The organism is Sphingomonas sp. MS122, from assembly GCF_049532975.1.
Lineage (GTDB): Bacteria > Pseudomonadota > Alphaproteobacteria > Sphingomonadales > Sphingomonadaceae > Sphingomonas.
Map to the genome: position 1 here is coordinate 3,240,887 of NZ_CP186695.1, position 17,060 is coordinate 3,257,946.

Sequence of the window (17,060 nt, forward strand, 5' to 3'; positions counted from 1 at the left end):
GCTGCATCCCCGCCCCTTTTCCGGCAATGGTGCGACCCTAGCGGGAAATATCGCGAAGCAAAGCCCTCAGGCGGTGGTCTGGAACAGCTTGACGCTGGCCGGCAGGCGGCGGGGCGGCCTGCCGTCGAGCAGCGCCTCGATCGCGGCGATCGCGGCGAGCAGGTGGCGCTGCGGATAGGGCTTGGAGAGGCACCCCATCGCGATCGCCTCGACCTCGTCGAGCGGCCGCCCCGTCACCAGCAGCACCGGCACGTTCCGCGTCCGCGCCGCCTGCGCCACGTCGGCCCCATTGCCGTCGCGCAGGCCCAGGTCGGCCAGCACCAGGTCGATCGCGTCCGGCCCGTCGAGATGCCCGATCGCCTCCCTCACCGAATCGGTGGTGGCGACCACCGCGAACCCCTCCTCGGTCAGGAAATGCTCGGTGTCGAACGCCAGCAGCGGCTCGTCCTCGACGATCAGGAGGCGTGTGATCCGCCGCTTCTTCTTCCCGAACAACATGACGCCCAACCCTTACGCCTCAGACAATAGGCCCGCGCACGCCGTCAGCCGCACAAGAATTTTGCGCCGCACGGCAACCCGCTGTATCGCGCGGCGAATGTCCCCCTCATCGCCCAAGGACTCGCCGAAACAAGGTGAGCGCATCGCAAAGCTGCTCGCCCGTGCCGGAATCGCGTCGCGCCGCGAGGTCGAGCGCATGATCGCCGAGGGCCGCGTCGCGATCGACGGCGAGGTACTTACCACGCCCGCCACCGTGCTCCCCTCGCTGCGCGGGGTCACCGTCGACGGCAACGCAGTGGCGGCCGCCGCCCCCGCGCGGCTGTTCCGCTTCCACAAGCCCGCCGGCCTGCTCACCACCGAGCGCGATCCCGCCGGCCGCCCGACGATCTACAGCAAGCTGCCCAGGGGCCTGCCGCGGCTGATGCCCGTCGGCCGCCTCGATCTTTCGACCGAGGGCCTGTTGCTGATGACCACCGACGGCGAGCTCAAGCGCCAGCTCGAGCTGCCCGCCACCGGGGTCGAGCGCAGCTACCGCGCCCGCGCCTATGGCGAAGTCAGCCAGGCGCAGCTCGAGGACCTCATGCTCGGCGTCGAGATCGAGGGGGTGCGCTACGGCTCGATCGACGCCAATCTCGAACGCCGCACCGGGGCCAACGTGTGGATCGAGCTGACCCTGACCGAGGGCAAGAACCGCGAGGTCCGCCGCGTGCTCGAGCATCTCGGGCTCAAGGTCAGCCGCCTGATCCGCACCCGCTACGGCCCCTTCCACCTCGGCGACATGCCGGTCGGCGCGGTCGACGAGGTGCGCCAGCACGACCTCATCCTGTTCCGCAAGGCGCTCGCCGGTCCCGGCGGCGGCAAGGCGGCGTCAAGCCTGCAGCTGTCGAGCAAGGCGAAGGCGGTGAAAGCGGAGGCCGAACCCGCCGAAACCACCGACATGCCTAAGCCGAACCGCGCCGAACGCCGGAAGGTGGCCGCCGCAAATCCTCCCCGGCACGGGGAGGGGGACCGTGCCCAGCACGGTGGAGGGGGCCCGAGGCAAGCGAAACGGTCGAACGGAAACGAAGCCCGCTCTTCCGCCGGACCCGAGAAGTTCGGTGTCGGGCAGCGCCGCCGTCAGCGCGCAGCCACTGCCGCCGCGTCGAAGCGCGAGGGCGACCTCCGCCCCGCCGCGGCCAAACCCGCCAAGCCCAAGCCCGCCCGCCCCCGCGTGGATGAGGACGCCGGCCCGCTGCTCGACCGGCCCAAGCGCCACTATCGCTCCGGCGACCGCCGTCCCCGTCCTCCGTCGAAGGGCGGTCCGCCGGCCAAGCGAGGCCCACGCAAATGAGGATCATCGCCGGCCAGTGGCGCGGCCGCCCGCTCGTCGCGCCCAAGGGGGACGCCACCCGCCCCACCGCCGATCGTACGCGCGAGGCGCTGTTCTCGATGCTCTTGAGCCGTGTCGGCAGCTTCGACGGGCTCGCCGTCGCCGATCTCTTCGCCGGTTCGGGCGCGCTCGGGTTCGAGGCGCTGTCGCGCGGCGCGGCCTCGTGCCTGTTCGTCGAGCAGGACCGCGCCGCGCTCGATGCCTTGCGCGCCAATGCCGATAAGCTGGGGGTGCGGGCCGATGTCCGCGCCACCTCGGTCCTCGCGCTCGGCCCCGCGCCCAAGCCGATGGACCTGATCCTGATGGACCCGCCCTATGGCACCGGCGCGGGCTCGGTCGCGCTCGACAAGCTCGCCCGCCTCGGCTGGACCGGCCCCGCCACCTGGATCAGCATCGAGACCGCCAAGGCCGAGCGCGTCGAGGTCGCCGGCTTCGCGATCGATGCCGAGCGGGTCCACGGCAAGGCCCGGCTCACCATCCTCCGCGCCGACTGAACGGGCCGCTAGGCGTCCGCGCGCCGTCCCTTGAGCAGCAGCAGCGCCACCAGACTCAGCGTCGCCGCGGCGCTCAGATACCAGCCCACCGGCGCGAGGCCGGCATCCATCGCCAGCTTCTGCGCGATCACCGGGGTCAGCCCGCCGCCGACCACGCCGGCGATGTTGAAGGTCATCGACGCGCCGGTGTAGCGCACGCGCGGCGGGAACAGGTCGGTCAGCCACGCGCTCAGCGGCCCGTAGACGAACCCCATCGCGAACAGCAGCAGCGACAGGAACGCGAACACCCCCGCCAGCCCCGCCCCCATCAGCGGCGCCATCGCGAATCCGCTCGCCGCGACCAGCACGCAGCCGCCCGCCAGCACCCGCCGCGGATCATATTTCGCATCCGCCATCCACGCCGCGAGGTAGATGCCTCCCGCCATGAACAGGATCGCGACCAGCTGCACGCCCAGGAAAGCGCCCATCGGATAGCCGAGCGACTTGGTCCCCCAGCCGAGCAGGAATGCGGTCGCGATATAATAGGTCGCGAAGCACGCCACCGCGCCGATCGTCCCGCCGAGCAGCGCCCCGCCATGCCGCGTCACCACCTCGCCCAGCGGCACCTTGGGGGGCGGCGCCTCGGCCAGCGCCGCCTTGAACTCGGGCGTCTCGCCGAGCTTCAGCCGCACCCACAGCCCCACCGCGACCAGCCCCGCCGACAGCACGAACGGGATGCGCCAGCCCCAGTCGGCGAATTGCTCGGTGGTCATCACGCTGCACAGGATCAGGAACAGCCCGTTCGCCGCGATGAATCCCGCCGGCGCGCCCATCTGCGGCGCGCTGCCGAACCGCGCGCGCCACCCCGGCGGCGCATTCTCCACCGCCAGCAGCGCCGCGCCGCCCCATTCGCCGCCAAGCCCGAAGCCCTGGCCGAAGCGCAGCACGCACAGCGCCAGCGGCGCGACCCACCCCGCCATCTCGTAGGTCGGCAGGAACGCCACCAATGTCGTCGACAGCCCCATCGTCAGCAGCGACGCGACCAGGGTCGCCTTGCGCCCGATGCGGTCGCCATAATGGCCGAACACCGCCGCACCCACGGGCCGCGCGAAGAACGCCACCGCCAGCGTCGCGAACGCCGCCATCTGCTGCACCCCGGGATCGCCCTTGGGGAAGAAGATCTGACCGAACACCAGGCTCGCGGCGGTCGCGTAGATGTAGAAATCGTAGAACTCGATCCCGGTCCCCACGAAGCTCGCCCAGAGCGCGCGGCGTCGCCGTGCCCGGTCAGCGTCCATCAAGCATCCCCACCCAAAGCGGCGCGCCCCCGCGCCGTCACTTCTTCTGGTCGAAGCAGGTCGTGCGCACCACCTGCACCACCTTGCCCTTGTCGTCCTTGATCTCGTTGCGCCCCGCGACGCACGGCTTCTCTTCGGGCTTCTGCTCGAACCCGCCGGTGCGCCAGCCGACATAGAGCGCCACGCCCGCCAGCGCGGCGAGCAGCACCAGGCGGCGGCGGTCGAAGCGGCTCTTGATCTTTTCCCACATGCCGCCCTCCTGCCCCAAGCCGTCCGCCCATGCAATGCAACTTGCCCCGACTCGCCGCGTTCCCTACCTGTTCACCGATGAGCCTCCCCGCGCCTTCCCCTGACGATCCGCCGTACCTGCGCGGCCTCAACGCCCCGCAGCGCGAGGCGGTGCTCACCACCGACGGCCCCGTCCTCGTCCTCGCCGGCGCGGGCACGGGCAAGACCGCCGCGCTCACCGCGCGCCTCGCGCACCTGCTCTGGACCCGCCGCGCCTACCCCTCGGAGATCCTGTCGGTCACCTTCACCAACAAGGCCGCGCGCGAGATGCGCGAGCGCGTGCGCAACCTCGTCGGCGACGCGGTCGAGGGGATGCCCTGGCTCGGCACCTTCCACGCGATCGGCGCCAAGATGCTGCGCCGCCATGCCGAGCTGGTCGGCCTCCAGACCAACTTCACCATCCTCGACACCGATGACCAGCTGCGCCTGCTCAAGCAGCTCATCGCCGCCAACGACCTCGACGAGAAGCGCTGGCCCGCGCGCCAGCTCGCCGGCTTCATCGACGGGTGGAAGAACAAGGGCCTCACCCCCAGGGACCTCGACGCCGGCGAGTCCGAGCTGTTCGCCAATGGCCGCGGCCAGTCGCTCTACGCCCAGTATCAGGACCGCCTGCGCACGCTCAACGCCTGCGACTTCGGCGACCTGCTGCTGCACATGCTGACGATCCTCAAGACCAACCGCGACGTGCTGCAGCAATATCAGCAGCGCTTCCGCTACATCATGGTCGACGAGTATCAGGACACCAACAGCGTCCAGTATCTCTGGCTCCGCCTGCTCGCGCAGGAGCGCAAGAACATCTGCTGCGTCGGCGACGACGACCAGTCGATCTATTCGTGGCGCGGCGCGCAGGTCGAGAACATCCTCAAGTTCGAGAAGGACTTCCCCGGCGCCAAGGTCATCCGGCTCGAGCAGAATTACCGCTCCACCCCGCACATCCTCGCCGCCGCCAGCGGCGTCATCGCCAACAATGGCGGCCGCCTCGGCAAGGAATTGTGGACCGAGATGGACACGGGCGAGAAGGTCCGCGTCGTCGGCGTGTGGGATGGCCCCGAGGAAGCCCGCCGCGTCGGCGAGGAGATCGAGTCCGCCCAGATCCGCGAGGGCAAGTCGCTCGACGAATTCGCCATCCTGGTCCGCGCCCAGCACCAGACGCGCGAGTTCGAGGACCGCTTCATCGCCACCGGCCTGCCCTATCGCATCGTCGGCGGCTTCCGCTTCTACGAGCGCGCCGAGATCCGCGACGCGCTCGCCTATCTCCGCCTCGTCCACCAGGGCGCCGACGACCTCGCCTTCGAGCGCATCGTCAACGTCCCCAAGCGCGGCCTCGGCGACAAGGCGATCGCCAAGATCCACCAGCTCGCCCGCGCCGAGGGCATCCCGCTGCTCCTCGCCGCCGCGCGCATCCTAGACACCGACGAGCTGACGCCCCAGGCCCGCCGCGCGCTCGGCAATTTCGTCGGCGACGTCGCCCGCTGGCGCGACCGCGCGAGCGAGCTGCCGCATACCGAGCTCGCCCAGATCATCCTCGACGAGAGCGGCTATACCGCGATGTGGCAGGCCGACCGCACCGCCGAGGCCGCGGGCCGCCTCGAGAACCTCAGCGAACTCGTCCGCGCGATGGAGGAATACGAGACCCTCGGCGCCTTCCTCGAGCACGTGTCGCTCCTCATGGACAACGACGCCGCGGCCGACGAGCCCAAGGTCACGATCATGACCATCCACGCCGCCAAGGGCCTCGAGTTCGACACCGTCTTCCTCGCCGGCTGGGAGGAAGGCCTGTTCCCCTCGCAGCGCGCGCTCGACGAAGGCGGCCTCGCCGCGCTGGAGGAGGAACGGCGCCTCGCCTATGTCGCGATCACCCGCGCCCGCCGCCAGGCGACGATCCTCCACGCCGCCAACCGCCGCATCTACGGCCAGTGGACCAGCTCCATCCCCAGCCGCTTCGTCGGCGAGCTGCCCAAGGCGCATGTCGAGGAGGAATCGACCATGACCGGCGGCGCCTCGCTCTGGCGCGCCAACTGGAGCGAGCACAGCGACCCGTTCGCGAATGTCGGCCGCGGCACCGGCCGAGGCCCCGGCTGGCAACGCGCCGCCGCGCCGTCGTCGAGCTTCACCACCGCCCCCAAGCGCGTGGTCGAGAGCCGCGCCAGCGCGGTGAGCCTGGGCAACAAGGGCCGCGACGATCTGTCACTGGGGATGCGCGTCTTCCACCAGAAGTTCGGCTATGGCGAAATCGTCGAGATCGAAGGCAACAAGCTGGAGATCGAGTTCGAACAGGCCGGGCGGAAGCGGGTGATGGATAGTTTTGTGAGCGTGGGGTGAAAGCAACTTCGCTAAAGCAGGTAGTCCTTCAAGAACCTGAAAGGAGCAGGCGTTGTGTCCGCGGGTTTTGAATATAAAAAGACCAGAGATGAGCTTCTGAAGGAGTTGAGTATTAACCTCGACTTCCTTCTTGCATCATGTGCGAGATATGATCAGGGACATGTTCACGAAGCAAACCGGATAGCGGCCGTAGCATATACTCTATTACACGACGGCCCGATGACAGCACGATTCCCCTCGGTATCAATTGCTAGGCAATTAGACATTAAAGGGAATATGCGGTTCCTGAACACGTCGGACATTGATTACTCCACCCCTCTTGCGCATAACCAATGGAGAAATCCTGTTGCTTTAGTGTTCGTTTCTCCTATCGGGACGTACAAAGAGCTTAATGATATAACATACCGACCTATATTAAACCATTTCCTGAATGGTAAACTATCGACACTATCCTTCGAAAGCTGGTCAGATACGCCAATTTTTGAAATGTGGAACGGAAATCTCCTAACGCGCAGTTCATTTATACTTGCGATGTCGAATCAAGATGGTGGTCGCCATGTTGATCCCGGAATTCGTGACGTAACATACCACTGGATGTCGCGCGGGCGTGGGCTGTGCGGGTATCACAAGAATCCAGATGGCGACTATGAGGTGATCATGCCTCTTTCGATGAATGGCAACCTGTTTGAGCTTCCCGCGGGAATGACGCCAGTTCCCAACGCCCATTGGGCTACTATGCGACAAATCGGTTTTGAAATTCATGCATCATTTGTTTTGATGGGAATTTTGCCGAAGTGGAAACCCACACCTCAACAGATTGCAAAAAACCTCCCGAATGAGCACCCATACCGGAGGTTGGTGGATCTTCCTCCACATCGACGTCAGTAACCTAAGTAGGCGAATGCGGATCCAATGCTAACCTTCACCCCCCTCTCCCCCCGCGCCATCGCCATCGTCGCGGAAGGCCATTTCACCGCCGCCGACGTCGCGCCCGCGCTCGCTCGGCTCGAAACCATCCTCGATGAAACGCCACAGCTCGACATCCTCGCCGATGTCCGCGGCTCGCCCTCGGTCGCGCTGTCCGCGATCGCCGAGGAGCTGAAGCACCTCCCTCTCCTCATCCGCCTGATCCGCGCGGTCGATCGCGTCGCGGTCGTGGCGGACGCTGAGTGGGTGCGCGCCGCCAGCCGGATCGAAAGCGCGATCATCCCCGGCGTCCATTACGAGGTGTATGAGCGCAAGGACGAGGCCCATGCCCGCGCCTGGCTGCTCCGCGAGACCGACCAGCCGCGGCCCTCCTGGAAGAGTTGATTCACGCGGAGGCGCGGAGGCGCGAAGAAGGTTTCTTCGCCCAGAGACGCGGAGATTATGCGCCCGCCGCGCCAGCGGCCCTCCCCCTCAGGCGCCGCGGCAAGCATCCACGCCGAGCTGGAGCAAGCGCTTCGCGCAGAACACCGCACCGCTGCGTCTCCCCGTCTCTGCGCGAACCCACATGCTTTCTTCTTCGCGCCTCCGCGCCTCCGCGTGAATCAACCTTATGCCATTAAGAACTTATCAGGAACAAAAACAACTTTCCTACACGCCCCGTCCATGCGCATAGACTGGTAGATGGACGACTCACCCACCCTGCTCGCCACGGACGAAGCCGAGCTTCTCGCCTTCACGCCCGTCCCCAGCGCTTCCAATCGCCGTGACGGCTGGACGCCGCGGCGGCAGCGCGACTTCATCACCGCGCTCGCGCTCGCGGGCACCGTCCAGCGTGCCGCCCAGGCGGTCGGGATGAGCCGCCAGTCCGCCTATGCCCTGCGCGAGCGCCCCGCTGCGGAGAGCTTCGCCGCCGCATGGGACATGGCGTTGCAGCTGAGCTACGATCGCGTCTTCGGACAGGCGATGGACCGCGCGATGAACGGCATCACCGTCCCGCGCTACTATAGGGGCCGTCAGATCGGTGCGATCCGCCGGCCCGACATGCGCCTCGCCATGGCCATCCTCGCCAAGCGGCACGCGCCCCCGCCGAAGGGACCCAAGTTGACAGAATGAAGCGCGTTGCGCGCAACTTCGTCAACTTCGCGGAGTGTCCGGCGCGTCGCCCGTCGTCACCTCGACCCAGCCGAACTTGCGGTGCGCATAGACCTCCGCCCAGGGCGCCGGGAACGCGTCCGGATCGGCGAACGCCCCGATCGGCACCGCGACCACATCGGGGATCTCGCGCTGGACATAGGCCATGGTCGATCCGCACTCGGGGCAGAAGCGATAGTCGATCGCCGCGCCGCTGTCCCCGGTCCGCGTCCACACCCGCGTCCCGCCGGTCACCGTCACCCGCTCCGCCGGGAACCGCACCTGCGACGCGAAGGCGCTGCCCGTGCGCTGCTGGCAGGCGAGGCAGTGGCAGACCGAGATGCGCACCGGCTCGCCCCGGCAGGCGACGCGCACCGCGCCGCAGCGGCAGCTCGCCTCGCGCACCTGCGTCACAGCGCCGCCGCCGCCGCCTCGACGATCGGCACGAACTTCTCGGCGGTCAGGCTCGCCCCGCCGACCAGCGCGCCGTCCACGTCTGCGCAACCGAGCAGCGAAGCGGCGTTCGCGCCGTTGACCGACCCGCCATACAGCACCCGCATCCCCGCCGCCGCCTCGGTGCCCAGCAGCTCGCCCAGCTTCGCCCGGATCGCCCCGTGCATCGCAGCGACGTCCGCCTCGGTCGGCGTCCGTCCCGTGCCGATCGCCCACACCGGCTCGTACGCGATCGCCAGCCAGTCCGCCGCCGCGCCCTCGGGCACCGATCCGGCGAGCTGGGCGGTCACCACCGCCTCGGCCTGCCCCGCGTCGCGCTGGTCGAGCGTCTCGCCGACGCACAGGATCGCGTTCAGGCCATGACGATGCGCCGCCTCGGCCTTGCCCTTGACGTCGGCGTCGGTCTCGCCCTGGTCCGCGCGGCGCTCGCTATGCCCGACGATGGTCAGCGCGGCGCCCGCCTCGGCCAGCATCGCGGCGGAGATGCACCCGGTGTGCGCGCCCGCGTCCGCCGCATGGCAGTCCTGCCCCCCCACCGGCATGTCGCCCGCCGCCTCGACCGCCGCGGCGATCAGCGTCGCCGGCAGGCACAGCGCGACGTCCACGCCGGGATTCGCCGCCGCGGCGCGTGCGATCGCCGCCACTTCGGGCAGCGCCGCCTTCAGGCCGTGCATCTTCCAGTTTCCCGCCACCAGCTTGCGCCGCATCCCCTGCTCCCTCTTGTCCGATATCGGACAAGGCCGATACGCAGCCCGCTTGCGCTTCACAAGCTTGATGGCGGCGCAATGGGACCCTAAAGCACCGTTCCATCTTTCCCATCGAACGGGTCTCCATGCTCACCTTCCTCCGCCGCGTCCTCTTCTCGACCGCCGGCAAAGTCATCGCCCTGGCGCTGCTCATCGTGATCGCCGTCGCCTTCGCACTCGGCGACATCACCAACCTCGGTGGCGGTGGGGGACCGTCGGGCGGGGCGCTGGTCCAGGTCGGCGACCGCAAGGTGACCGAGGCGGAGCTGCAGCAGCGGCTCAAGAACGCGCTGGAGCGCGCGCGCCAGCAGCAGCCGACGCTCGACATGGCTCAGTTCGTCGCGATGGGCGGCTTCGACCAGGTGCTCGACGACATCGTCAACCGCCTCGTGCTCGACGAATATGCCACCGAGCACGGCATGGCGGTGTCCAAGAGCGCCATCGACGGCGAGATCGCGTCGAGCCCCGCCTTCGCCGATCCGATCACCGGCCAGTTCAACCAGAAGGCGTTCGACCAGCTGCTCGCGCGCCAGGGCGTCACCGCCGATCAGGTCCGCGCCGATATCCGCCAGGGCACGCTCGCCCAGTGGATCGCCGCGCCCTCGCTCGCCGCGGGCTATGTGCCGTCGGAGCTGGTGATGCCCTATGCCTCGCTGCTGCTCGAGCGGCGCAAGGGCTCGGTCGGCTATGTCCCGATCACCGCGATCGACAAGGGCGCCGCGCCGACCGACGCCGAGCTCACCAGCTTCTACAACCGCAACCGCACGCGCTACACGCTCCCCGAGCGCCGCGTGATCCGCTACGCCGTGGTCCGCCCCGACCAGTTCGCCGAGCGCGCCAAGGCGACCGAGGCCGAGATCGCCGCCGCCTACAAGCAGGACGCCGCGAAATACGCCGCCTCGACCAAGCGCACGCTGGCGCAGCTGATCGTCGCCGACCAGAATGCCGCCAACGCGCTCGCCGCGAAGATCAAGGGCGGCGCGACCCTCGCCGCCGCGGCGGCGGGGGCCGGCCTCCAGCCCTCGACGATCGACAATGCCGAGAAGGAGAGCTTTGCCCGCGCGAGCAGCCCGCAGATCGCCGATGCCGCCTTTGCCGCGGCGCAGGGCGGCGTGGTCGGCCCGCTGCGCTCGCCGCTCGGCTGGCACATCGTCCGCGTCGAGAAGATCGAGCAGATCGCCGGAAAGTCGCTCGACCAGGTCCGTGGCGAGATCGCCGCGGAGGTCACCAAGCGCAAGGAAGCCGAGGCGCTCGCCAATCTGCGCGGCCAGATCGACAGCGCGATCGCCGGCAACGCGACCTTCGACGAGGCGGTGGCCGACGCCAAGCTCAAGGCCGAAACCAGCCCGCCGCTGTTCGGCGACGGCCGCGTCGATCAGAACGGCCAGGGCGCCGATCCGACTCCGCCCGATCCGGTGCTCGCGCAGATCGCGCAGGGCGGGTTTGCGATGGAGACGAACGACGATCCGCAGCTCGTCCCCGTGAGCCAGGACGGCAGCTTCGCGCTGATCAAGACCGAGCGCGTGGTCGCCGCCGCGCCGCGTCCGCTGGCGCAGATCCGCGAGCTGGTCGCCGCCGACTTCACTCGCGATCGCCAGCTCCAGGCCGCGCGCAAGGCCGCCGCTGCGATCCTCGCCGATGTGGCCAAGGGTACGCCGATCGCCGATGCGATGAAGAAGACCGGGCTCGCGCTCCCGCCGCTGCAGCCGCTCGATGCGGTGCGCGGCCAGCTCTCGCAGCAGGGCATGCAGATTCCGCCGCCCGTCCGCCTGATGTTCAGCATGGCGGCGAAGAAGGCCAAGATGACCGAGGCGCCCAATGGCGGCGGTTACTGGGTGGTGTGGCTCGACGAGATCCAGCCGGGCGACGCGCGCGGCAATCAGGGACTGGTTGCGCAGACCCGCAGCGGCCTGTCGCAGATGATCGGCGCCGAATATCTCGAGCAGTTCGTCGCCGCCGCGCGCAAGGCGGTTGGTGTCAAGCGCGACGAGGCGGCGATCGCGCGGTTGAAGGCGCAGCTCGGCGGCCAGTCGACCGGCGGCAACTGATCGCCATGGCGCCCAGGGATACCGGGGGCATCGAGGGCCTCGAGGCCGCGCGCGCGGCGCTTCGCGAGGGCCGCCCGGCGCTGGTCTGGCGGCGCCAGCTGGCCGACACCGACACCCCGGTGGCGGCGGCGCTCAAGTTGATCGAGCCGGGCCGCGGCGATTTCCTGCTCGAGTCGGTCGAGGGCGGCGCGGTGCGCGGCCGCCACAGCCTGCTCGGCCTCGCTCCGGACCTCGTCTTTCGTGCCCAGGGCGAGATGGCAGAGGTCAACAGCACCTGGCTAACCGACCGCGCGGCATTCCAACCCGCGGGCCAGCCGACGCTCGCCGCCTTCCGCGCGCTCGTCCAGGGTTGCCGGATGGACGTGCCGGCGGAGCTGCCCCGCGCGCTCGCGTGCCTCGTCGGCTATTTCGGCTACGAGACGATCGGGCTGGTCGAGAAATTCCCCCGCGCCGCCAACGACGCACTCGGCTTGCCCGACATGATCTTCGTGCGGCCGACCGTGATCCTGATCTTCGACCGGCTGGCGGATTCGCTGTTCCTGGTCGCGCCGGTCTGGCCCGATGCCGGACGCGATCCCGAGGCGTTGCTGGCGACCGCCGCCGAACGCCTCGACGGCACTGCGGCGCGCCTCGCTTCCGCGCCATTGCCCGCCAAGGCGGCCGCCGACTCGACCGAGATCGCCGCGCAGCCGACGATTCCGGCCGTCGACTATGCCGCGATGGTGGCGCGCGCGAAGGATTACATCGCCGCCGGCGACATCTTCCAGGTCGTGCTCGCGCAGCGCTTCACCGCGCCATTCGCGCTGCCGCCGATCGAACTCTACCGCGCGCTGCGCCGCGTGAATCCCTCGCCCTTCCTCTATTTCCTCGACCTGCCCGGCTTCGCGCTCACCGGATCGAGCCCCGAAATCCTCGTCCGCGTCCGCGACGGCGACGTCACCATCCGCCCGATCGCCGGCACGCGCCCGCGCGGCAAGACGGCAGAGGAGGATGAGGCCAACCGCACCAGCCTGCTCGCGGACCCGAAGGAGCGCGCCGAGCATCTGATGCTGCTCGATCTCGGCCGCAACGACACCGGCCGCGTCGCGGAAGCGGGGACGGTCAAGGTCACCGACAGCTACACCGTCGAATTCTACAGCCACGTCATGCACATCGTGTCGAACGTGGTCGGCAAGCTGCGTCCCGACGCCGATGCGCTCGACGCGCTGTTCGCGGGCTTCCCCGCGGGCACGGTGAGCGGCGCGCCCAAGGTCCGGGCGTGCGAGATCATCGCGGAGCTCGAACGCGACCAGCGCGGGCCTTATGCCGGCGGTGTCGGCTATTTCTCGCCCGACGGGTCGATGGACAGCTGCATCGTTCTGCGCACCGCGATCGTGAAGGACGGCACGATGCACGTCACCGCCGGCGCGGGCATCGTCGCCGACAGCGACCCTGCCTATGAGCAGCGCGAGTGCGAGGCCAAGGCCGGCGCGTTGTTCGCCGCCGCGCGCGAAGCCGTCGCGCGGGCTGCCGAGCCCGGCTTCGGCCAGTAAGGCAGACTAGTCCTCGCCCGCGATCGCCGCTTCCTCGGCCTTGCGTTCTGCGCGCTCGGCGCGCCATTGCTGGAGCATCTGGATCGTGCAGCCGGTGTGCCCATAGCTGCCGATCGGAGAGCAGCTTCCCGGCAGCGTCTGGCGGTTGACCTCGTCGACCAGCTCGGCGCGCCGCGTCCAGCTCACGCTTTCCGGCCTGAATTTGCTCTTCCGCAGCTTCTTGGGAATGCGATAGGGGGATTCCCCGACCTTGGAGCAGACGACGACCTCGTCCTCGCTCTCGGCCTTGGGGCATTGATCGTCACCGTAGAGCAACACGCTGCGCACGCGCTGCGGCGGCGCGTTCCCGTCTTCCGCCTCCTGCGCCAGCACGGGGGTCGCGGCGAGCATCGCCAGCATCAGCATCCGGATCATCACGCACCTTCCTTTACCCGCCGGCTTCCGGCCCGACGGATGTAGGAACGCTGAACGGCAGGATTAAGGCCGCTCGTTGCGCCGCGTCAGCGATCGTCGTTCAGCGCGTCCTCGACCGTCGCCGCGGTGCTCGACAACCGCTCGATCTCCCATGCCATATTGGCCCGCGCGCACTTCTTCCGCTTTCATGCATTTTGTCTAACGGCTCTGGATGGCGACGGCGAGCCGAAAGCGAATTTACCCCACAAGGGTGAATTTAATGCTTGCACCTGTTTACCCGCCAGGGGTAAGGCGCCCTCCTTATGACGACTCTAGCTGGTTCCAAGATCCGCCGCTTCCGCGAGGAACGCTCGCTCTCCCGCGCCGCTTTCGGCGCTTGGTTCGACACCCCGGGCTCGACCGTGCAGGGCTGGGAGGAGGACGGCAAGCGCGCCTCCCCCGCCGTGCTCAACCAGATCGCGGCCAACGGGATTGCGCATCACCAGGACTGGTACGTCCATGTCCGCAATCTGGAGCAGGACATGGGATGGACCCCTGACAGCTGGAAGTCGGCCGAGGCGCGCCAGCTCCCGATTTACCCCGATACGGCAGCACTCGATGCGGCGACGACTCAGCTCGCCAGCTTCCCGCCGCTCGTCTTCGCCGGCGAGGCGCGCGCGCTCACCCAGGAGCTGGCCAAGGTCGCGCGCGGCGAGGCGTTCCTGCTCCAGGGCGGCGACTGCGCCGAGAGCTTCGCCGAGTTCCATCCCAACAACATCCGCGACACCTTCCGCGTCATCCTGCAGATGGCCGTGGTGCTGACCTTCGCGTCGAAGCTGCCGACGGTGAAGCTCGGCCGCATGGCCGGCCAGTTCGCCAAGCCGCGCTCTGCCGATACCGAGACGATCGATGGGGTCACCTTGCCCAGCTATCGCGGCGACAACGTCAACGACATCGCCTTCACCCCCGAGGCGCGCATCCCTGATCCGCAGCGGATGATTCAGGGCTACAGCCAGTCCGCCGCGACGCTCAACCTGCTGCGCGCCTTCGCCAGCGGCGGCTATGCCAATCTGCACCAGGTCCACAAATGGACGCTCGACTTCATGGGCAAGAGCCCGTGGAGCGCCAAGTTTGCCGACGTCGCCGACCGCATCGGCGAGGCGCTCGACTTCATGCAGGCGTGCGGGATCGACGCCGACAGCGTCCCCCAGCTCAAGGGCACCGATTTCTACACCAGCCACGAAGCGCTGCTGCTCCCCTACGAGCAGGCGCTGACCCGGCAGGATTCGCTCACCGGCGACTGGTACGACACTAGCGCGCACTTCCTGTGGATCGGCGACCGCACCCGGTTCGAGGGCAGCGCGCATGTCGAATTTCTGCGCGGCATCGGCAACCCGATCGGCATGAAGTGCGGTCCGAGCCTCGAGCCCGACGCGCTGATCCGCCTGCTCGACACGCTCAATCCCGCGCGCACGCCGGGCCGCATCACCCTGATCACGCGCTACGGTCACGACAAGATCGAGGCCGGCCTGCCCAAGCTCGTCCGCGCGGTGAAGCGCGAGGGGCATCCGGTGGTGTGGAGCTGCGACCCGATGCACGGCAACGTCGTCAAGGCCGCCAACGGCTACAAGACGCGCCCGTTCGAGCGGATCCTCGACGAAGTGCGCGGCTTCTTCGCCGTGCATCGCGCCGAGGGCACCTATGCCGGCGGCATCCATGCCGAGATGACCGGGCAGAACGTGACCGAGTGCACCGGCGGCATGATCGACATCGGCGAGCACGATCTGGCCGACCGCTACCACACCCATTGCGACCCCCGCCTCAACGCCGGTCAGAGCCTCGAACTCGCCTTCCTGCTGGCGGAGATGCTCAACGACGAGATGGCGGAGCGGCGCAAGGCGGCCTGACGCGGTCAGGCGCCGGCGGCGGGTGCGGTGCGCAGGTAGCGCATCACCCAGTTGGTCTCCCAGTTCGCGCCGCCGTCGGGCGAGAAGGCCTGCTCCCAGCGCGCTTCGTCCGGGTTCACCGACGAAAAACGGCCGCGCACCAGCACCGGTCGCCCCTCGAAGGTCTCTCGCGCGTAGAAGGTACCGACACCATCGGCGAAGCGGCCGTAAAGCGGCGGATCGATCTTGCTGAGATCGCTCTCCGCCAGATACCAGTCCACCCACCGCCCGCCGGGTTCGTCGAGCGCGCGCAGGCCCATGCCGTAGGAAGTCCGTCCGCCGCGGTACGAGATGCTCTCGTTGAGATTGACCAGCCCGCCGAACAGCCGCTGGCAATGCGTTCGGCCGCCAAACTCCTCCCAGTCGTCGCTGCCCGCCAGCCGCTTGCGCAACCGGCGATGCTCGACCCGCCAGCTGCCCAGGAAATAGTCGAAATCGCCGCGGGACACTGAGCCTTCGGGCAGCGGCACTTCCTGCGCCAGCGCGCCACGCGCGCCGAGCCCCGCGAGCGCCAGCGCGGCGCCCTGAATCAAGCTGCGGCGATCCGGCCCCATCACGCGATCCTCGTGAAATCGGAGGTCCAGTTGACCTCCCAGCTCTGCCCGCCGTCGGCTGAGAAGGCCTGCTCCCACCGTGCGGTCTTGCCGGTGATCCGCGACCAGGTGACGCGCGTCTTCACCGGGCGGCCCTCGTGAACGTCATCGGACAGATAGGTCCCGATCCCGTCCACGAAGCGCCCCCGCAATGGCTGGCCGATGCGCGAGGGATCGCGTCCATCGAGCCACCAGCTCAGCCATTCGCGCGTCGCCGGATCCCAGGCACGAAAGCCCACGCCCCGAAACGTGCCCGACGGCGCCTGCATGAGATTGTCGCCGACATTGCCGTTGCCGCCCAGAACCGGCCAGTTGACGAACGTCCCGCCGAACTCGTCCCAGTCGCGGCTGCCCGCCAGCCTCCGGCGCAGCTTGCGGTGATGCACCTTCCAGCGTCCGGCGAGGAAGCCCCAGTCGTCCGGCGCCCGCGCCGCGTCGCCCCGCGGCAGCAACGGCAAGGGCGTCGGTGCCGCCGAGGTACGGGTGAAGAAATTCTCCCAGTTCATCTCCCAGGTCGCGCCGCCGTCGGGCGAGAAGCTTTGCTGCCAGTGCGGTCGCGGGCCGCGGATACCCTGCCAGTGGAAGCGCACGTCGATTGGCCGCCCTTCGAACATGTCGGCGCCGGTGAAGGTGCCGGTCTCACCCTCGAACCGGCCCAGGACCGGCGGATCGATCCGCGTCGGGTTGCGCCCGTCGAGCCACCAGATCGACCAGCGCCCAGTCGCCGGGTCATAGGCGCGAATGCCCATCGCGCGGTAATCCCCGCCAGGCAGGTGCAGCAGATTGTCGTCGATCGTGCCCAGCCCATCCAGCGTCAGCCACATCGCGCTGGTGCCGGCGAAACGATCCCAATGCGTGTCCCGCGCGAGCCGCCGCCGCAGCCGGCGGTGCTCGACCCGCCAGTTGCCCTCGAGCCATGCCCAGTCGCGGCGCCGGTCCGCCGGCTGCGCCAGCGCGCGGCCTGGCGAACCCGCCAGTATCAATCCCGAGCAGCCGAGGCCCGTGAGAACCTCGCGCCGATCCACGCTGCCGAACATCCGCAT

Annotated in this window: 17 protein-coding genes; 9 read left to right on the forward strand and 8 right to left on the reverse strand. The window is 68.8% G+C overall.

Annotated elements, in window-relative coordinates; all coding sequences use genetic code 11:
• Positions 1-66: 66 nt before the first annotated feature.
• Positions 67-498, reverse strand: a complete 432-nt coding sequence (locus ACO227_RS15795) for a response regulator (protein ID WP_423602989.1) — start codon at positions 496-498, stop codon at positions 67-69.
• 97 nt (positions 499-595) lie between these two features.
• Between ACO227_RS15795 and ACO227_RS15800 the strand changes: the two genes are divergently transcribed.
• Positions 596-1,828 (forward strand): pseudouridine synthase, encoded by a 1,233-nt coding sequence (locus ACO227_RS15800; RefSeq protein WP_423602990.1) that lies wholly within the window; start codon positions 596-598, stop codon positions 1,826-1,828.
• A complete protein-coding gene (gene rsmD / locus ACO227_RS15805; protein WP_423602992.1) occupies positions 1,825-2,361 on the forward strand; it encodes a 16S rRNA (guanine(966)-N(2))-methyltransferase RsmD in 537 nt (178 codons plus the stop codon). The genes ACO227_RS15800 and rsmD overlap by 4 nt, the downstream gene beginning before the upstream one ends.
• 8 nt (positions 2,362-2,369) lie before the next feature.
• On the opposite strand, the gene ACO227_RS15810 is transcribed toward rsmD, so the two are convergent.
• On the reverse strand, positions 2,370-3,638 hold the full coding sequence (locus ACO227_RS15810; protein ID WP_423602993.1) for an MFS transporter: 1,269 nt from the start codon (positions 3,636-3,638) through the stop codon (positions 2,370-2,372).
• 37 nt (positions 3,639-3,675) lie between these two features.
• A complete protein-coding gene (locus tag ACO227_RS15815) occupies positions 3,676-3,888 on the reverse strand; it encodes a hypothetical protein (protein WP_423602994.1) in 213 nt (70 codons plus the stop codon).
• 77 nt (positions 3,889-3,965) lie between these two features.
• On the opposite strand from ACO227_RS15815, the gene ACO227_RS15820 reads away from it, so the two are divergent.
• From ACO227_RS15820 to ACO227_RS15835, 4 genes are all read left to right on the forward strand, one after another.
• The gene (locus ACO227_RS15820) at positions 3,966-6,248 is read left to right on the forward strand and encodes an ATP-dependent helicase (protein ID WP_423602995.1); all 2,283 of its coding nucleotides are present in this window, start codon (positions 3,966-3,968) and stop codon (positions 6,246-6,248) included.
• A gap of 54 nt (positions 6,249-6,302) precedes the next feature.
• Positions 6,303-7,136 (forward strand): hypothetical protein, encoded by an 834-nt coding sequence (locus tag ACO227_RS15825; RefSeq protein WP_423602996.1) that lies wholly within the window; start codon positions 6,303-6,305, stop codon positions 7,134-7,136.
• 24 nt (positions 7,137-7,160) lie between these two features.
• The gene (locus ACO227_RS15830; RefSeq protein ID WP_423602998.1) at positions 7,161-7,559 is read left to right on the forward strand and encodes an STAS/SEC14 domain-containing protein; all 399 of its coding nucleotides are present in this window, start codon (positions 7,161-7,163) and stop codon (positions 7,557-7,559) included.
• Positions 7,560-7,856: 297 nt separating this feature from the next.
• A complete protein-coding gene (locus ACO227_RS15835; RefSeq protein WP_423602999.1) occupies positions 7,857-8,288 on the forward strand; it encodes a hypothetical protein in 432 nt (143 codons plus the stop codon).
• 21 nt (positions 8,289-8,309) lie between these two features.
• Here the strand turns inward: ACO227_RS15835 and ACO227_RS15840 are convergent, their stop codons facing one another.
• Positions 8,310-8,720 (reverse strand): GFA family protein, encoded by a 411-nt coding sequence (locus ACO227_RS15840; RefSeq protein ID WP_423603001.1) that lies wholly within the window; start codon positions 8,718-8,720, stop codon positions 8,310-8,312.
• Entirely contained in the window at positions 8,717-9,466 is a 750-nt protein-coding gene (gene tpiA, locus ACO227_RS15845; RefSeq protein WP_423603002.1) for a triose-phosphate isomerase, read from the reverse strand. The genes ACO227_RS15840 and tpiA overlap by 4 nt, the downstream gene beginning before the upstream one ends.
• A 125-nt stretch (positions 9,467-9,591) precedes the next feature.
• On the opposite strand from tpiA, the gene ACO227_RS15850 reads away from it, so the two are divergent.
• Together ACO227_RS15850 and ACO227_RS15855 are read left to right on the forward strand one after the other, a co-directional pair.
• A complete protein-coding gene (locus ACO227_RS15850) occupies positions 9,592-11,553 on the forward strand; it encodes a SurA N-terminal domain-containing protein (protein ID WP_423603004.1) in 1,962 nt (653 codons plus the stop codon).
• A gap of 5 nt (positions 11,554-11,558) precedes the next feature.
• Positions 11,559-13,085 carry an anthranilate synthase component I family protein gene (locus ACO227_RS15855; protein WP_423603006.1) on the forward strand — a complete coding sequence of 509 codons (1,527 nt, stop codon included), beginning with the start codon at positions 11,559-11,561 and terminating at the stop codon, positions 13,083-13,085.
• Between the two features lie 6 nt (positions 13,086-13,091).
• On the opposite strand, the gene ACO227_RS15860 is transcribed toward ACO227_RS15855, so the two are convergent.
• On the reverse strand, positions 13,092-13,499 hold the full coding sequence (locus ACO227_RS15860; RefSeq protein ID WP_423603008.1) for a hypothetical protein: 408 nt from the start codon (positions 13,497-13,499) through the stop codon (positions 13,092-13,094).
• Between the two features lie 521 nt (positions 13,500-14,020).
• Between ACO227_RS15860 and ACO227_RS15865 the strand changes: the two genes are divergently transcribed.
• Positions 14,021-15,385, forward strand: coding sequence for a class II 3-deoxy-7-phosphoheptulonate synthase (locus ACO227_RS15865; protein WP_423607377.1), 1,365 nt, complete (start codon positions 14,021-14,023; stop codon positions 15,383-15,385).
• Positions 15,386-15,390: 5 nt separating this feature from the next.
• Here the strand turns inward: ACO227_RS15865 and ACO227_RS15870 are convergent, their stop codons facing one another.
• Both ACO227_RS15870 and ACO227_RS15875 read right to left on the reverse strand, forming a co-directional pair.
• Positions 15,391-15,978 carry a DUF1579 domain-containing protein gene (locus tag ACO227_RS15870; protein WP_423603010.1) on the reverse strand — a complete coding sequence of 196 codons (588 nt, stop codon included), beginning with the start codon at positions 15,976-15,978 and terminating at the stop codon, positions 15,391-15,393.
• Entirely contained in the window at positions 15,978-17,060 is a 1,083-nt protein-coding gene (locus tag ACO227_RS15875; protein ID WP_423603011.1) for a hypothetical protein, read from the reverse strand. Before ACO227_RS15875 ends, ACO227_RS15870 begins: the two co-directional genes overlap by 1 nt.

What these genes read in the sequence shown, in the direction of transcription:
- ACO227_RS15795 (WP_423602989.1), bottom strand. Translation starts at nt 498, where the DNA reads ATGTTGTTCGGGAAGAAGAAGCGGCGGATCACACGCCTCCTGATCGTC.
- ACO227_RS15800 (WP_423602990.1), top strand. Translation starts at nt 596, where the DNA reads ATGTCCCCCTCATCGCCCAAGGACTCGCCGAAACAAGGTGAGCGCATC.
- rsmD (WP_423602992.1), top strand. Translation starts at nt 1,825, where the DNA reads ATGAGGATCATCGCCGGCCAGTGGCGCGGCCGCCCGCTCGTCGCGCCC.
- ACO227_RS15810 (WP_423602993.1), bottom strand. Translation starts at nt 3,638, where the DNA reads ATGGACGCTGACCGGGCACGGCGACGCCGCGCGCTCTGGGCGAGCTTC.
- ACO227_RS15815 (WP_423602994.1), bottom strand. Translation starts at nt 3,888, where the DNA reads ATGTGGGAAAAGATCAAGAGCCGCTTCGACCGCCGCCGCCTGGTGCTG.
- ACO227_RS15820 (WP_423602995.1), top strand. Translation starts at nt 3,966, where the DNA reads ATGAGCCTCCCCGCGCCTTCCCCTGACGATCCGCCGTACCTGCGCGGC.
- ACO227_RS15830 (WP_423602998.1), top strand. Translation starts at nt 7,161, where the DNA reads ATGCTAACCTTCACCCCCCTCTCCCCCCGCGCCATCGCCATCGTCGCG.
- ACO227_RS15835 (WP_423602999.1), top strand. Translation starts at nt 7,857, where the DNA reads ATGGACGACTCACCCACCCTGCTCGCCACGGACGAAGCCGAGCTTCTC.
- tpiA (WP_423603002.1), bottom strand. Translation starts at nt 9,466, where the DNA reads ATGCGGCGCAAGCTGGTGGCGGGAAACTGGAAGATGCACGGCCTGAAG.
- ACO227_RS15850 (WP_423603004.1), top strand. Translation starts at nt 9,592, where the DNA reads ATGCTCACCTTCCTCCGCCGCGTCCTCTTCTCGACCGCCGGCAAAGTC.
- ACO227_RS15855 (WP_423603006.1), top strand. Translation starts at nt 11,559, where the DNA reads ATGGCGCCCAGGGATACCGGGGGCATCGAGGGCCTCGAGGCCGCGCGC.
- ACO227_RS15860 (WP_423603008.1), bottom strand. Translation starts at nt 13,499, where the DNA reads ATGATCCGGATGCTGATGCTGGCGATGCTCGCCGCGACCCCCGTGCTG.
- ACO227_RS15865 (WP_423607377.1), top strand. Translation starts at nt 14,021, where the DNA reads ATGGGATGGACCCCTGACAGCTGGAAGTCGGCCGAGGCGCGCCAGCTC.
- ACO227_RS15870 (WP_423603010.1), bottom strand. Translation starts at nt 15,978, where the DNA reads ATGGGGCCGGATCGCCGCAGCTTGATTCAGGGCGCCGCGCTGGCGCTC.
- ACO227_RS15875 (WP_423603011.1), bottom strand. Translation starts at nt 17,060, where the DNA reads ATGCGGATGTTCGGCAGCGTGGATCGGCGCGAGGTTCTCACGGGCCTC.